This is a genomic window from Amycolatopsis sp. NPDC114484, assembly GCF_055633755.1.
Genome location: NZ_JBVKDQ010000033.1, coordinates 51428 through 66621 on the forward strand (window position 1 = coordinate 51428; position 15194 = coordinate 66621).

Here is a 15194-nt window from a genome sequence, read left to right on the forward strand (position 1 = left end):
CGGCTGACGTGCCGTGAAGGACCGCTAAAGCAGTTCGAGCAGGAAGGGCAGTTCCTGCAGCGCGTACCAGGCCAGCTCGTGGTCTTCGGCGTCGCCGAGGGTGAATTCGGCGTCCTCGTCGCCGAGGTCGGCCGCGTCGATCACCGCCGCCGCGGCGGTCACCGCGTCCTCCGCGTCGGCCGAGTCCACGTGGATCGCCGCGATCTGGGACTTCGGCACCGGACCCGCGAGACGCACGACAGCGGCGTCCAGGTCCGGGCGCAGCGTCGCGTCGTCGACGTCCACCGACACGACCGCGCGCCGCGGTTCGCCCTTTTCCTCAGCGGCGATCAGGCGCAGCGACGCCCGGGCCGCGTCCAGCAAAGCCGCGTATTCCAGTTCCTCGTCGGAACCGCTCGCGTACGCCTCGCGCAGGGCGGGCGTCAGCGCGAAACCGGTGCCGCTGCGAGCGCGGAACTCGCCATTGGCCTCCAGGTCTCGCAGCATCGCGATCGTCGCAGGCAGATAAACCCTCACCAGTGCGCACCCTTCAGCTCTTCCAGCGCTTCTTCGATCATCCCGCCGAGCAGCCCGACGTCGAACGCGGCCTTGCGGTCGCCGTTGAGTCCGAAGTAGACACCGCCGTGGTAGGAGGTGACCCCGATCGCCAGCGCCTGTGTGCGCATCAGCGGCATCACCGGGAACATCTCCACCAGTCTCGCCTCCCCCGCGTACATCGGCACCTGCGGCCCCGGCGAATTCGTGATCATCAGGTTGAAAATCCGCCCGGACAGCGATCCGCCCGCCCGCGCGCCGAGCGAATGCAGCGTCGCCGGCGCGAACCCGCTCACCTTCAGCAACCCGCGCGCGGCCACCGATCTTCCCGAATTCAGGTGTTCGGCCATCGCGTGGCCGATGTGCTGCAGCCGCAGCGCCGCGTTCGGCTCGCCGACCGGCAGGTCGATCAGGTACGCCGCGACCTCGTTGCCGACCAGCGCGGGCGTGGCGAACTCGGCGGTTTCGACGTCGGTGACCGCCATCGGCACGAGCGCGCGCACGGTTTCGGTCGGCGTGAGGTTCTCCCCGCGCGAGAGCAGCCACTCCCGCAGCGCGCCGGTGATCGCGGCCAGGATGACGTCGTTGACCGTGCCGCCGTGGTCCGCGCGGATCTTGCGGAAATCCTCCAGCCGGGTGCGCACCACCGAGAACACCCGGCCGCCGGACACCCGCACGTTCAGCGGCCCGGACGGGGCGGGCCGGGCCACCGTCGCGGCGACGCCACCGAGCGTCTCGACGGCCTTGCTCACCGTGGTCACCGCGTCGCCCGCGATCGAGCGCACGTTTTCGATCAGCTCGCCGGGCCGTTGCACGGTCTCGCTCATCGCGTCGAGAACCAGTTGCGCACGGCTCGGCTCTCGCCGCGGCGCCCACATGTCCTCGAACGGCTCGGGCGGTTCCGGGGTCTCGTCGAGGATCAGCTGGCCGAGGTCGATCGTGCCGACACCGTCCACAACGGACTGGTGCGTTTTCGTCACCATCGCGACCCGGTCGCCGGCCAGTCCCTCGACGAAATACGCCTCCCACAACGGGCGTTCCGGCGCGAGCCGCCGCGACATCAGCCGCGCGACCAGGTCGAACAGCTGGTCGTCGCTGCCCGGCTGGGGCAGCGCGGAGCGGCGGACGTGATAGTTCAGGTCGAAGTCGACGTCGTCCACCCACACCGGGCGCGCGAGGTGCCCGGGCACGGCGAGCACGCGCTGGCGGTAGCGGGGCAGGAACGCCAGCCGCGCGCCGACGAGGTCGAGCACCTGCTCGTAGGTGAATCCGGACGACGGCCGCTCGAAGATCGCCACGCCCCCGACGTGCATCGGCGTCGTCTGGTCCTCGACGTACAGGAACGAGGCGTCCAGCGCGGACAGGCGGTCGGGCATGAGCCGATCCTTACACAATGCGAGACTGGCCGGTGTGGGTGATGAGCTGGCGGGTTCGCCGAAAGACCGCTTCCTGACCGTTTACGGGCGCAAGCCCGTGCTGGAGGCGCTGGGCGATCCGGACCTGCGCGTGGACAAGGTGATCCTCGCCGACACCGCGCGCGGCCCCGCCGCCGCGGAGATCCAGCGCGCCGCGAAAGCCGCCGGGGTGCAGGTGCAGCGGGCGAGCGCGCATCGGGTGAAAGTGCTGGCCGGCAACGGAAAGCAAGATCAGGGCGTACTGGCCGACGTCGTCGCGCCGCGAATGCGCGCCCTCGCCGCGGCCCTGGACGACCGCCGCCCGCCCGCGCGGGTGCTGCTCCTCGACGGCATCACGACGCCGGCCAACGTCGGAATGATCCTGCGCACCGCGACGGCCGCCGGGCTGTCCGGCGTGATCGTGCCGCGCCGGGGGGTCGCCGCGCTGGATCCGATGGTGGTGAAATCCTCGGCGGGCGTTGCCTTCCGGGCACCGGTACTGCGCTGCGGATCGGCGCGCGAGGCGGCGGAAATGCTGGTGGAGGCCGGCTACAGCCTGTTCGCGCTGGGCGCCTCGGCGGCGACGTCGGTGTTCGACGCGGAGCTGCCGCAGCGGTCCGCGTTCGTGCTGGGCGGCGAAACCGAAGGAGTCGGCGAGGCGGTCGCGGAACTGGTCACCGAGTGGCTGTCGATCCCGATGCCCGGCGACGTCGAATCGCTGAACGTCTCCGCCGCGGCCGCGGTGCTGTCCTTCGAACTCGTGCGGCGCGGGGTCAGCTGAACAACGCCGCGAGTTCGTCGAGAGTGTCGGCGATCGTGCGATGGTGCACGCCGACCATGCCCGCGGCGACGGCCCCGCGCACGTTCCGCTCGGCGTCGTCCACGAAAACGCATCTGGGCGCGGCCAGCCCGATCCGCTCGGCCGCGACGAGGTAAATCTCGCGATCCGGCTTGGCCACCCCGACCTCTCCGGAGAAGACGAGCGCGTCAAAGTACTGCGACAGCTCGGTTTTCACCCCCGGCGCGGCTCCCGGCGCGTTCGACACGAGCGCGGTGCGGGTGCCGTTCGCCCGGGCGTCGCGGAGGTAGTCGTAGAGAAGCGCGGCGTCCGGGTCGGTAAGCACTCCGGCGTAGTCGACTAGCAAGCCCTTCAGCACTTCGCCAGCCTATCTGTCGGTTGGCCGCTGGGCCGGTGCGCGTTGTGGAGGGCGCGGCTGGCAGAACTGGATTTGCCGGGGATCAAGCAGGACTCCCAGGCCCCACACGAGCACCTGCGGTGCGCCCACACTGGCCCTGCTCGCGAACGCTTCCCCCGCAACGCCCTCTGCCTCAACCACATCGGCCGCATCACCCCGACGGCCTCCGCAGCCACTGCCGCGCGAGCCCCCATAGCGCATCAGGCAGCCCCAGTCTGCGTCATTCCGCCCTTTTCGCCGGATCAGGCACTCAATGTCCCATCACGAGGCGCCGGCGCGCACTAACTCCCGGGTGGACGTCCATGTTTCGGGGAGGAACTCAATGACGAACCACAGCCTCCGGCCGCTTTCCGCTGCCCCGGGGGTCACGAGCCGACGAACACACCGACGCGGCGCGTGGCCGTCGCCATACGATCTGCCGCCCGCGGGGCATCGGCTGCTGCGGCTTGCCGACCCGCCCACCGGGCGACGGCTCAGCCAGCGTCTCAACGCCATCCTCGAAGTCCTCGCCGGACGGCGCGCGGCGGGGCAGATCCGTCCGCTCGTGGACGAGGCGTTGTTCTCCCGGCTCAGCAGCCAGGGGCTGATGCCGGGGATCCGCCACCACGTCGCCGGGGACCTGCACGTCTGCCGTCCGGCTGAGACAGCGCTCGAAACCAGCGCGATCATCCATTCCGGACCTCGCGTGCTCGCCCTGGCGGCCCGGTTCGAGCGCACGCGGACGGGCTGGGTGTGCACGCGCTTTCACGTGCTCGCACCGCGGGCCGAGAGCGCGCAGACCGGGCGGCCGTCAGTCGCCTGATCAGGACACGCGTCCTGGAAATCGGGACAATGATCCCGCAACAACGAAAACCAAGAAGATCTTGTCCGGCCGGGCCAGCGGATCTCTGCCGCCCAATCCGCTGGCCCGACCGATCTCAAGTCCACTGTGGCCAGACAAAAAGAACGGCAGCACGAGCGTTCCCGTGCTGCCGTTCTCAGTCTTGCCGTCCACAGTGGACGGTCAGGGACGCGTCAGCGACGCGGTCCCTTCTTGCCCTTCTTGGACTGCGCCCGCTCGGCGGCCCGGCGTTCCCGTCGGGTGCCGCCCGCGCCGCCCGCTTCCGAGTCGTTCGCACTGTCCGAATGGGACTCCACGCCGCCGCCCTCGGAGGGGCCGGACATCGTCAGTCCGGATTGGACACCGCCGCCGAGTCCCTTGCCGCGCAAGGCGGACGGGACCGAGTCGGAGTCGGTGGCCGGCGGCTGGGGCGGGGCCGGGCGAGCGTGCTTGCCCTCGTCCTCGCCCTGGTTGCCGAAGGCACCGGCCGCCGCGGCGGTCGCGGACGTGACGCCGCCCGGGAGCGCCGACGGTTCCGGCTGCTGCACGGTTTCCGGCTCGGCGCGCTCGACCTGAAGGTTGAACAGGAAGCCGACGGCCTCCTCCTTCAGCGAGTCGAGCATCGCGCGGAACATGTCGAAGCCCTCGCGCTGGTACTCGATCAGCGGGTCGCGCTGCGCGAGCGCCCGCATCCCGATGCCCTCCTTGAGATAGTCCATCTCGTAGAGGTGCTCGCGCCACTTGCGGTCCAGCACGGTGAGCATGACCTGGCGCTCGAGGCGGCGCATCGAGCCTTCCTCGCCGACCAGCTCGTCGATCTCGGCCTCGCGCTTGGCGTACGCGGCGAGCGCGTCGTCGACCAGCGCCTGGGTGAGGCCTTCCGCGTCGAGGTCGCCGTCCTCGACCAGGTCGTCCCAGTCGAGGCTCACCGGGTACAGCGTCTTCAGCGCCGTCCACAGCTGCTCATGGTCCCAGTCCTCGGCGTAGCCCTGGGACGTCGCGCCCGCGGCGTACGCCTTCACCACGTCGATGATCATGTGCTCGATCTGCTCGCGCAGGTCCTCGCCGCCGAGCACGCGCAGCCGCTCGGCGTAGATCACCTTGCGCTGCTCGTTCATGACCTCGTCGTACTTGAGGACGTTCTTGCGGGTCTCCATGTTGAGCTGCTCGACCTGGGTCTGCGCGCTCTTGATCGCCTTGGAGACCATCTTGTGCTCGATCGGCACGTCGTCCGGCAGCCGCATGGTGGTCATGATGCGTTCGACCAGCACCGCGTTGAACCGGCGCATCAGGTCGTCGCCCAGCGACAGGTAGAACCGCGATTCGCCGGGGTCGCCCTGCCGTCCGGAACGACCGCGCAGCTGGTTGTCGATGCGCCGCGACTCGTGCCGTTCGGTGCCGAGCACGTAAAGGCCGCCCGCCTCGCGGACCGCGTCCGCTTCGACCCGCGCCTCTTCCTTGATCTCCTCGAGCACCTTCGGCCACGCGGCCTCGTACTCCTCGGAGTGCTCGACCGGGTCGAGGCCGCGCTCGCGCAGCACCTCGTCGGCCATGATGTCCGGGTTGCCGCCGAGCACGATGTCGGTACCGCGGCCCGCCATGTTCGTGGCGACCGTGACCTGGCCCTTCTTGCCCGCCCGCGCGACGATCAGCGCTTCCTTGTTGTGGTACTTCGCGTTCAGCACCTCGTGCGGCACGCCCAGCTTGAGCAGCAGCTTCGACAGGTGCTCGGACTTCTCCACGCTCGTCGTGCCGACCAGCACCGGCTGGCCCTTTTCGTGCCGCTCGGCGATGTCCTCGGCGACGGCCTCGAACTTGGCCTGCTCGTTCTTGTAGATCAGGTCGGCGCGGTCCGCGCGGACCATCGGCCGGTTCGTCGGGATCGGCACCACGCCGAGCTTGTAGGTCTGGTGGAACTCGGCCGCCTCGGTCTCGGCGGTACCGGTCATGCCGGACAGCTTCTTGTAGAGCCGGAAGTAGTTCTGCAGCGTGATCGTGGCGAGAGTCTGGTTCTCCGCCTTGATCTCGACGCCTTCCTTGGCCTCGATCGCCTGGTGCATGCCCTCGTTGTAGCGGCGGCCGACGAGGATGCGCCCGGTGAACTCGTCGACGATCATGACCTCGCCGTCGCGGACGATGTAGTCCTTGTCCTTGTGGTAGAGCTCCTTGACCTTGAGCGCGTTGTTCAAGTAGCCGACCAGCGGGGTGTTCGCCGCCTCGTAGAGGTTCTCGATGCCCAGCTGGTCCTCGACGAACCGGACGCCCTTCTCGGTCACCGCGACGGTGCGCTTGCGGACGTCGGTCTCGTAGTGGTACTTCGAGTTGATCAGGTTGGCCTTCTCGACCCGCTCGCGCGTGCCCATGGTGGTGGTGTCGATGCCCTGCATCAGCGGCGCGAGCCGGGCGAACTCGACGTACCACCGCGACGACTGGTCCGCCGGGCCGGAGATGATCAGCGGGGTGCGCGCCTCGTCGATGAGGATCGAGTCGACCTCGTCGACGATCGCGAAGTTGTGCCCGCGCTGCACGCACTCGTCGAGCGACCAGGTCATGTTGTCGCGCAGGTAGTCGAAGCCGAACTCGTTGTTCGTGCCGTAGGTGACGTCGGCGTTGTAGTGCTTGCGCCGTTCCTGCGGGTCCTGCTCGGCGATGATGACGCCGACCTCGAGACCGAGGAAGCGGTGGATGCGGCCCATCCACTCGGCGTCGCGCTTGGCGAGGTAGTCGTTGGTGGTGACGACGTGCACGCCGTCCCCCGGAATGGCGTTCAGGTAGGCCGCGAGGACGCAGGTCAGCGTCTTGCCCTCGCCGGTCTTCATCTCAGCGACCTGGCCGAGGTGCAGCGCGGCGCCGCCCATGAGCTGGACGTCGTACGGCCGCTGGCCGAGCACCCGGTGCGCCGCTTCCCTGGCGACAGCGAACGCCTCCGGCAGCAGCTCGTCCAGGGATTCGCCCTTGCCGTACCGCTCGCGGAACTCGTCGGTCTTGGCCCGCAGTTCGGCGTCCGACAGGTCCTTCACGTCGTCTTCGAGGGTGTTGATGTGATCGGCGATGTTGCGCAGCCGCTTCACCATCTTGCCCTCGCCCGCGCGGAGCAGGCGGTTCAGCACCATCCGGTCGACCTCACTAGCTGATCATGATCGAGCCCAGGCCGTTCCCGGGCAGTAATCGCCACGGCTGGCGCCCGTGTGCGCCGCCGCCGTCTCCCCCATCGTAGGGAACGCGGACTGGTCCGCGCACGCACGTCGTCGCAGAAGGTCACGGGAGGTTTGCACAGGTCCCGACGAAGGTCGGGTCACGGGTCGCGCTCCGGGCGCGCGGACGGCCCGCACGCGTTCGCGTGCGGGCCGCCGGCGAGGTTGTTCCGGGTGGGGTCAGCCCAGCCGGATCACGCCGTAGTCGAAGCCCTTTCGCCGGTAGACGACACTCGGCCGGCCGGCCTCGGAGTCGTTGAACAGGTAGAAGTCGTGGCCGACCAGCTCCATCTCGTAGAGAGCCTGGTCCACCGTCATGGGGTCCGCGTCGTGTTGCTTCTCGCGGACGACGCGGCCGGGCTGATGGCCCAGGTCCTCGTCTTCCCAGCGCCCCTGCCGGGGAATGTCGCCCGCACTCGTCGCCGCGAAACCGTTCACCATGGATTCGGTCGCGTCGGGTGCGTCCAGGACGGCCGTGCCCATGGCGGGCCCGGCGACCGCATCGGATCCGCCGACCATCGACGTCGCCTCGGCGACCGACTCAGGACGGCTGCGTCCGTAATGCACGCGCCTGCGGTCGTGTGTCCGCCGGAGCCGGTTTTCCAGCTTGGTGACGGCGGAGTCGAGCGCTGCGTAGAAGTCGGCTGCGCTCGCTTCCGCGCGAACAGCCGGACCGCGGCCCTTCCCGGTGATCTCGACGCGCTGGCAGCTCTTGGCCTGCCTGCGGTTGGGCTCATGGAAGAGCTCCACGTCGTAGCGGATGACCTTCTTGTCGTAGCGCTCAAGGCGGGCCAGCTTTTCGCTGACAAGCGCCCGGTAATGCTCGGGCACCTCCACGTTGCGGCCCTTAACGACGATGTCCATACACGACCTCCCTCGCTGAGGAAACTGCGAGCTGTTGTGTTCTCACGGCACCGGTACTGAACGGCTACTGCACGGGTTCGGCGGGCTGATAAAGAATTCGCGACCGGATCACGACGTCTCGTGGCGGTAGCGCGAACGCGGACTCAGCGGGCCGCCGGCGCCAGGGACATGGGCTGCACACCTCCCTGCCTGCGGGTATTGCTGATAGCGGTGCACGTTAGCTTCATCACGCCGTCCGCAACAGCCCCCGAGCCGGGGGATGTCACGATCCGGGAACTGGTCACGGGGCGCAGTGAATCATGCGTGCGCAGCCCGAAACCGCCGCTCGGAAGGCCGAGCCCGCGCGCCCAAGTTTCACGCGGACGGCGCAACCCGGCGGCACCTCGGACGCCGAGGGTGACCGGCCCGCCCAGCACAGCCGCCACCTCGGTGGACTGCCCCGTTGCGGGAGTGATTCCGGCCTTGATCCTCATGTCCGGACAACGGGCGACGACGGCGGGAGGTTCCCTCTTGACATCACTCGTGTAGGTGACACCTGGCGGTAGTGGGCGTTGGAGTGCGGGTTACCTCCCTGGTGAGAAAGCGGGGGACGTTTTTCGGGTGGGTGTTTTTTGGAAGCGTTCCGTTTTAGCGGTGGTTGGAGCGGGTGATCGGTTTCCCGGGGGGCCGGATTTCGGGTTTGGAGGCCGTCGATCTCGGTGCGCAGGGAGATTCTCGGAGCGGACCGGGCCAGGGCACGTTTGGGTTTGGATGCCGCCGGTCCCGGCACGCAGGAAGATTCTCGAAGCGGACCGGGCCAGGGGGCGTTGGGTTTCGGATGCCACCGATCTCGGTGTGCGGCGGGTTCTCGGGCTGTGTCAGAGCACGTTCAGGTTTCGGATGCCACCGGTCCCGGCACGCAGCGAGATTCTCGAAGCGGACCGGATCAGGGCACGTTCGGGTCTGGATGCCACCGGCCCCGGCACACAGGAAGATTCTCGAAGCGGACCGGGCCAGGGGCACGTTCGGGTCTGGATGCCACCAGTCCCGGCACGCAGCGGACTTTCGGAGCGGACCGGGCCAGGGCGCGTTCGGGTTTCGGATGCCGCCAATCTGGGTGCGCAGCGGGGTTCTCGGACTCGGCCAGGGAGCGTTCGGGTTTCGGACGTGGGACAGGCTGCCTCTCAGACTGTCGCCAGCAGGGCGAGCACCGCCACCACTGGCACGCCCGCGTTTTTCAACGCCGTGACGCATGCGGCGGACGTGGCGCCTGTGGTGATCACGTCGTCCACCACCACGACCCGCGCGTCCGGCGGCGGGCGGCCGGCCGCGGTGAAGCGCAGGCGGCCCTCCAGGTTGGCCACTCGTTCAGCCCGGCTCAGGCCGACCGCGTCGCGTCCGCCCTTCAGCACCAGGGCGGGCGCGACATAAGCCCCGGTCAGCCGGGCGGCTTCCGCGGCGATCCGCTGGACATGTGGGCCTCCGCGAACTCGCGAAGCGGTCCGACGGCTCGGAGCGGGAACCAGGCACCACGGACTGGCCCGGGGACCGCCCGAAGGCAGCGCCCTCAGGCCAGCGGCCAGCACCCGGCCCAGGAACGGGGCCACATCGCGACGGCGGCGTTCCTTGCAGGCGATCAAGGTTCGCTTGGCGACGCCCTCGTAGCGCGCCAAGGCGTAGGCCGGGGCGGCCAAGGGCGCGCGAAACACCTCAGTGGGGGACCCCCACGCCGTGGAGCATCCGGCGCACACGGGCGCGCCGCGGGTCTCGCAGCCCGCGCAAAACGTCGGCAGGATCAGGTTCAGCAGAAGTCTCAGCAACATGACTCCGAGTGTGCACCCGACCACCGACAGTTTCGGGCCGTGCGGACACCGGAGACCGAAATCCGCGCCGAAGGAGCCCGGGGATCATCCCGGATAGAACGGCTCCGCGTTCTGCATCGAGTGCGACTGCGGCCGCCACACCTCGCCCAGTTCGGTCGCCGTCCACAGGCCCCCGGCGTCCGCGACCACGATCGGCTGGCTCGGGGCCGCCGCGACCGCGCGCACGGGAGCGGTGAGGTTCGAGCTGTTGTAGGCGTCCATCCGCCGTCCGTCGACCGACAGCCGCTGGACCGGCTGCGAGGGCGACGACGTCGCGACCACGAGGGTGTCCGGCGTGGAACCCCAATCCACGTCCGAGACGTCGACCAGAACGCCAGGCTGCAGGACGCGCGGCTCGCGCAAGGTGACCGTGTCGCCGCTGCGCACCACCGACGCCACGACCAGCTGGCCGTTCACCGTCGCGGCCACCCGGGCGCCGTCCCGGGAAAGCCGGAGGACGCCGATCGGCCCGAGTGCCAGCAGGTCGTTCGCGTTGACGCTCTGGCGCAGCCAGCGGCCGTTCGGGTCGAGCACCATCCGCGCGATGATCGAATGGTCGACGACCGTCCACACCTCGTTCGACGGACCGGCTCCGGTCGGGGCGGGCCGCCAGGTCGGGCGGCTCAGCGAACCGCCGCCGAGGTCGACCGTCGGCAGGTCGCGGCCGAGATCGCCGATGCGCAGCCGGACCCGGTCGCCGTCCTGCTCGACCACCGCGAGGCGTTTGCCGTCGATGGACTGCGCCGCGTTCACCACCTGGTACGCGCCGTCGCCCGCCGCGCCCGCGATCGGCGCGCCGTCGCTGAGCGAGCGGACGCGGCCGCCGATCGTCATCAGGCCAAGGCTCGGCGACGAGGAGGCGGTGTACGAGGGCACGTCGCTGCCGCGCCAGTACTCGTGGTTGCGCACGAGCGGCGCGCCGTCGGCGAGCAGCCGGATCCGGGTGGAGGTGACGGTCTGCATCGACAGCACGATCTGCGCGGCGATCAGCGTCCGCGTCTCCGGGCTGGTCCCGGAGAGCCCGCTCAACGGGACGGTGAGCGAGCCGTCGTCGTTGTTCTTCACGTTGTTCTCGAGCGACACCCCGTCGCCGAACAGGTTCTTCACCGCGCCGGCGAGCCCGGCGGACGGGCCCTGCAGGATCAGGTCCATGACCCGGCCCGGCATGCCCGACTGCGGTTTCGCCGGGACGTAGCGCAGGTCCGGCACGAAGGCGCCGGAATCGGGCGAGTAGAAGCTCACCGCGACCGGGTTGTAGTTGCCGTCGAACTCGTCGTCGGTCACCAGCAGCACCGGCGGGGGCGGGCTGGAGATCCGCCATTGCCCGTCGGCCTGCTTGCGCACCTGGAAGGTCTGCTCGGCCGGGCCGCTGCCGGGGATGAACGCGGAGTCCGCACTCAGCGTGCCGAGCACCGAACCGCGCACCGAAACCGTGCGGACGTTCGGATCCGGCGCGGTCGACGGCGGCGCGGACGTGGCGGTCGGGCCGGAAGCCGCGGTGTCGTAGACCGTGCTGAAAGTCTTGTCGATGATCGTGAACGAGCGGTTCGGCCGCCACGCGCCGCGCTGTTTGTCGTCGAGGAACGCCCGCGAGGCCGCGTTGCCCGACCGCGGATCGGCGTTGGCCTTGATGAACAGCCGCACGATGTCGAGGGGTTCGGCGTTGGCGGGCGGCTCCGGCGCGTTGTTGGCCTGCTGCGGCGCCTTTTCCGCGGACACCACGACCGGCAGCGATTCCTGCGGAACGTTCGCGCAGCTCACGAGCACCAGCACGCAGGCGAGAAGGAGAAGGGCTCGCCTCACTGACCGACCTCCTCCCGGTCCGGGGCCGGATCGGCGAGGATCGCCTCCGGCGCGGGCTGCAGTTCGGCGACCGACGACGGGGAGAGCGTGATCTCCGAGACGGCGTCCGGCGGCGGCAGCACCAGCGGACTGTCGGCGATCGGCACGCCCTGGTGGCGCGGCACCGCGAGCCGGAAGCACGCCCCGTGGCCCGGTTCGCCCCACGCGTCGAGGACACCGCCGTGCAGCCGCGCGTCCTCCTGGCTGATCGCGAGGCCGAGCCCGGTGCCGCCGGTGCGCCGGTTGCGCGACGGGTCGGCGCGCCAGAACCGGTTGAACACCAGCTCGGCTTCCCCGGCCCGCAGGCCGACGCCGTAGTCCCGGACGGTGATCGCGACCGCGGTCTCGTTCACCGCGACCGTCAGCACCACCGGTTTGCCCTCGCTGTGGTCGACGGCGTTGGCCAGCAGATTGCGCAGGATCCGCTCGATCCGGCGCGCGTCCACCTCGGCCGAGGCGTCCTCGTCCGGCAGCACCAGTTCGACCGCGCTGCCCGCGGTCCCGGCGAGCACCCGCACCTGCTCGACCGCGCGGGTCGCGATCGGCCGCACGTCGATGTACTCCGCGGACAGCTCCTCGACGCCCGCGTCGAGCCTGCTGATCTCCAGCAGGTCGCCGAGCAGCGCCTCGAACCGGTCCAGCTCGTCGACCAGCAGCTCGGTGGAACGGGCGAGCCCGGGCGGGAACTGTTCGCGGGACGCGTGCAGCACGTCGGCGGCCATCCGCACGGTGGTCAGCGGGGTGCGCAGCTCGTGCGACACGTCGGAGGTGAAGCGGCGCTGCAGGCCGCCGAACTCCTCGAGCTGGCGGATCTGGTTCTGGATGCTGGCCGCCATGCTGTTGTAGGACACCGCGAGTTTGGCGAGGTCGTCCTCGCCCACGACGGCGAGCCGCTGGTCGAGGTCTCCGCCGGCGAACTGCTCGGCCGCCGCGACCGCTTGCCGCACCGGCCGCACCACCTGCCGGACCACCAGGTTCGTGATGCCGGCGAGCAACAGCAGCAGCACGATTCCGGCCACGAACAAGGTGTTCTGGACGGTCGACACGGTGGTCTGCTCGCTGGTCAGCGGGAACAGCAGGTACAGCTGCAGCGGACTGGCCCCGGACATCAGCGAGGTGCCGACGATCAGGTAGGTGGTCCGCACGCCGTTCTCGTCGACGGTGTGCTCGAGCCGGGCGAGGTGGTCGGCCTCGACGAACTGGCGCAGCCGCTCCGGCACCGAGTTGAACGGACCGACGTACACCGGGTCGGCGTCCGATTGGCCGCGCCCGACGCTGGCCAGCACCGGTTCGAAGGTGCCCGCGGTGGAACCCGCGCGCGACGAGGACGTGGTCGAGATCTTCTTGAGCGCGTTCTGCAGCCGCGTGTGCAGCGCGTCCGGGGACTCGCCGCCGATCCCGACCAGCTCGCGCGCGGCGGTGTCGGCCAGCGCCTGGGTCTGCTCGATCGCGGCGCGGCGCTTGGTGTCCAGCAGCCGTTCGGTGATCTGGTTCTGCAGGACCATGCCCAGCACGAACACCACGGCCGAGGACAGCGCGAGCGTCGAGATCGTGACGCGGAACTGCAGCGAGTGCTTCCACAGCTCGTTGAACGCCACCGCGCGGCGGCGGGCGAAAACCACGACCCGGCCGGAGAGCCGGGCCGTGGCGCGGGCGGCGGCGCGAAGCCGCCCCGCGAAACCGGTCATCGGCGGATCACGGCGGGCCGGCCTTGTACCCGACTCCGCGCACCGTCAGCACCACCTCGGGGTGCTCCGGGTCCTTCTCCACCTTCGAGCGCAGGCGCTGGACGTGCACGTTCACCAGCCGGGTGTCGGCCGCGTGCCGGTAGCCCCACACCTGTTCGAGCAGCACCTCGCGGGTGAACACCTGGCGCGGCTTGCGGGCCAGCGCCACGAGCAGGTCGAACTCGAGCGGGGTCAGCGGGATCGCCTTGCCCTCCCGGGTGACCTCGTGCCCGGGAACGTCGATCGCCAGGTCGCCGATGGTCAGCGATTCGGCGGGCTCGGCCTCGGTGCGGCGCATCCGGGCGCGCACGCGGGCGACGAGCTCCTTCGGCTTGAACGGCTTGACCACGTAGTCGTCGGCGCCGGACTCGAGCCCGAGCACGATGTCCACGGTGTCGCTCTTGGCCGTGAGCATGACGATCGGCACGCCGGACTCGGCGCGGATCGCCTTGCACACGTCGATGCCGTTCATGCCGGGCAGCATGAGGTCGAGCAGGACGAGGTCCGGTTTCAGCTCCCGCAGCGCGGGCAGCGCCCGCGAACCGTCCGCGACGACCGCGGTGTCGAACCCCTCCCCGCGCAGGACGATGGTGAGCATCTCCGCCAGCGCCGGGTCGTCGTCGACCACCAAGACACGTGCCTTCATGACCACATGTTCGCACTACCGCCCGCACCGGCGCGCACGACCCGCGCGTTTGACCACCGGAAAGATCAAGATCACCGGCCCGGTTGGGCCATCTGGACCCTCCGGCGTCCGGCCGCGACCGGATTCGCCCGCTCAGCCGAACAGATCGCAGCCGAACGGTTACTGTTGCGCTATGCGGAACCAGGACTCGGGAAACGCAACGGGAAGCGCGGTGCAGTCCGTCGACCGGGCGATCACCGTCCTGGAGCTGCTGGCCCGCAACGGCGAAACCGGCATCACCGAGATCGCGGGCGAGCTGGGCGTGCACAAGTCCACCGCGTCCCGGCTGCTGAGCGTGCTGGAGGCGCACGGGCTGGTCGAGCAGCTGGGCGAACGCGGCAAGTACGCGATCGGGTTCGGCGTGGTCCGGCTGGCCGGTGCCGCGACCGGCCGGATGGACCTGGCGAAGCTCGGCAGGCAGACCTGCCAGACGCTCGCCGAGGAGCTGGGCGAGACGGTCAACATCGCGATCGCCGACGACGGCGTCGCGATCAACATCAGCCAGGCCCGCGGGTCGGCGGCGATCACCACGCAGAACTGGACCGGCCAGCGCACGCCGCTGCACGCCACCTCCAGCGGCAAGGTGCTGCTCGCCGCGATGGACGACGACGAGCGCAAGCGGATGCTCGCGCACGAACTGGAGCAGTACACGCCGCGCACCACGGTCGACCGGGACGAGCTGGCGGCGGAGCTGGAACGCGTCGCCGAGGACGGCTACGCGGCTTCCTTCGAGGAGCTGGAGCTGGGCATGCACGCCGTCGCGGTGCCGGTGCGCGGGCCCGGCGGCGACGTGGTCGCGGCGATGAGCGCGTCCGGTCCGTCTTACCGGCTGTCCAAGCAGCGGATCCGGCAGATCGTCGCACCGATGGCAGAGGCGGCGCGGGAGCTTTCCGCCCAGCTTGGCTACTTCTCCGCGTGAACCCGGCGCCCCGGCCGCTCTCTTGACAGCGCGCCCGCGATCCCGCAATTTGTGAGTTGCAGCAGACGGAACATCGATCTCCATCCGCAACGCGTCCGTTCCCCGGCGGGAGCGTTCCGGCATGCCTGTCTCGTCCCGAGCCGGGCCGTCCGCGACGGCCGGCAGGCAGGAGGTACCT

At 70.0% G+C, this 15194-nt stretch carries 12 protein-coding genes; 3 read left to right on the forward strand and 9 right to left on the reverse strand.

The genetic code is table 11. From position 1 onward, the window contains the following. Positions 1-24 precede the first annotated feature (24 nt). Positions 25-516, reverse strand: coding sequence for a DUF6912 family protein (locus ACZ7SW_RS41865; protein ID WP_344270789.1), 492 nt, complete (start codon positions 514-516; stop codon positions 25-27). After that, positions 513-1910, reverse strand: coding sequence for a WS/DGAT/MGAT family O-acyltransferase (locus ACZ7SW_RS41870; protein ID WP_470235916.1), 1398 nt, complete (start codon positions 1908-1910; stop codon positions 513-515). Before ACZ7SW_RS41870 ends, ACZ7SW_RS41865 begins: the two co-directional genes overlap by 4 nt. Before the next feature lie 34 nt (positions 1911-1944). Here ACZ7SW_RS41870 and ACZ7SW_RS41875 point away from each other — a divergent pair, with 34 nt between their 5' ends. Next, positions 1945-2709 carry a TrmH family RNA methyltransferase gene (locus tag ACZ7SW_RS41875; RefSeq protein WP_470235917.1) on the forward strand — a complete coding sequence of 255 codons (765 nt, stop codon included), beginning with the start codon at positions 1945-1947 and terminating at the stop codon, positions 2707-2709. Here ACZ7SW_RS41875 and ACZ7SW_RS41880 read toward each other — a convergent pair. Next, complete coding sequence (locus tag ACZ7SW_RS41880; protein WP_470235918.1) at positions 2702-3085, reverse strand: HAD-IA family hydrolase; 384 nt, start codon at positions 3083-3085, stop codon at positions 2702-2704. The two genes, ACZ7SW_RS41875 and ACZ7SW_RS41880, sit on opposite strands and share 8 nt — an antisense overlap. Positions 3086-3446: 361 nt before the next feature. Here ACZ7SW_RS41880 and ACZ7SW_RS41885 point away from each other — a divergent pair, with 361 nt between their 5' ends. Beyond that, positions 3447-3926, forward strand: coding sequence for an Rv3235 family protein (locus tag ACZ7SW_RS41885; RefSeq protein ID WP_470235919.1), 480 nt, complete (start codon positions 3447-3449; stop codon positions 3924-3926). A gap of 212 nt (positions 3927-4138) precedes the next feature. On the opposite strand, the gene secA is transcribed toward ACZ7SW_RS41885, so the two are convergent. The 6 genes from secA to mtrA all read right to left on the reverse strand — a co-directional run bounded on the left by secA (position 4139) and on the right by mtrA (position 14058). Beyond that, the gene (gene secA, locus ACZ7SW_RS41890) at positions 4139-7057 is read right to left on the reverse strand and encodes a preprotein translocase subunit SecA (RefSeq protein ID WP_470235920.1); all 2919 of its coding nucleotides are present in this window, start codon (positions 7055-7057) and stop codon (positions 4139-4141) included. A 261-nt stretch (positions 7058-7318) separates the two neighbouring features. Then, entirely contained in the window at positions 7319-8002 is a 684-nt protein-coding gene (gene hpf / locus ACZ7SW_RS41895) for a ribosome hibernation-promoting factor, HPF/YfiA family (protein ID WP_451997816.1), read from the reverse strand. Positions 8003-9165: 1163 nt separating this feature from the next. Next, positions 9166-9804 (reverse strand): ComF family protein, encoded by a 639-nt coding sequence (locus ACZ7SW_RS41900; RefSeq protein ID WP_470235921.1) that lies wholly within the window; start codon positions 9802-9804, stop codon positions 9166-9168. Positions 9805-9888: 84 nt separating this feature from the next. Continuing rightward, positions 9889-11646, reverse strand: a complete 1758-nt coding sequence (locus ACZ7SW_RS41905) for an LpqB family beta-propeller domain-containing protein (protein WP_470235922.1) — start codon at positions 11644-11646, stop codon at positions 9889-9891. After that, the gene (gene mtrB, locus ACZ7SW_RS41910; RefSeq protein ID WP_470235923.1) at positions 11643-13373 is read right to left on the reverse strand and encodes an MtrAB system histidine kinase MtrB; all 1731 of its coding nucleotides are present in this window, start codon (positions 13371-13373) and stop codon (positions 11643-11645) included. The genes ACZ7SW_RS41905 and mtrB overlap by 4 nt, the downstream gene beginning before the upstream one ends. A 7-nt stretch (positions 13374-13380) precedes the next feature. After that, complete coding sequence (gene mtrA, locus ACZ7SW_RS41915; RefSeq protein WP_005150760.1) at positions 13381-14058, reverse strand: MtrAB system response regulator MtrA; 678 nt, start codon at positions 14056-14058, stop codon at positions 13381-13383. A gap of 172 nt (positions 14059-14230) precedes the next feature. Between mtrA and ACZ7SW_RS41920 the strand changes: the two genes are divergently transcribed. Continuing rightward, entirely contained in the window at positions 14231-15016 is a 786-nt protein-coding gene (locus ACZ7SW_RS41920; RefSeq protein ID WP_470235924.1) for an IclR family transcriptional regulator, read from the forward strand. Positions 15017-15194 lie beyond the last annotated feature (178 nt).

Bases quoted from the DNA above. Each gene is read 5' to 3' on its own strand.
- hpf (WP_451997816.1), bottom strand. From the start codon at position 8,002: ATGGACATCGTCGTTAAGGGCCGCAACGTGGAGGTGCCCGAGCATTAC.
- ACZ7SW_RS41900 (WP_470235921.1), bottom strand. From the start codon at position 9,804: ATGTTGCTGAGACTTCTGCTGAACCTGATCCTGCCGACGTTTTGCGCG.
- ACZ7SW_RS41885 (WP_470235919.1), top strand. From the start codon at position 3,447: ATGACGAACCACAGCCTCCGGCCGCTTTCCGCTGCCCCGGGGGTCACG.
- ACZ7SW_RS41870 (WP_470235916.1), bottom strand. From the start codon at position 1,910: ATGCCCGACCGCCTGTCCGCGCTGGACGCCTCGTTCCTGTACGTCGAG.
- secA (WP_470235920.1), bottom strand. From the start codon at position 7,057: ATGGTGCTGAACCGCCTGCTCCGCGCGGGCGAGGGCAAGATGGTGAAG.
- mtrB (WP_470235923.1), bottom strand. From the start codon at position 13,373: ATGACCGGTTTCGCGGGGCGGCTTCGCGCCGCCGCCCGCGCCACGGCC.
- mtrA (WP_005150760.1), bottom strand. From the start codon at position 14,058: ATGAAGGCACGTGTCTTGGTGGTCGACGACGACCCGGCGCTGGCGGAG.
- ACZ7SW_RS41920 (WP_470235924.1), top strand. From the start codon at position 14,231: ATGCGGAACCAGGACTCGGGAAACGCAACGGGAAGCGCGGTGCAGTCC.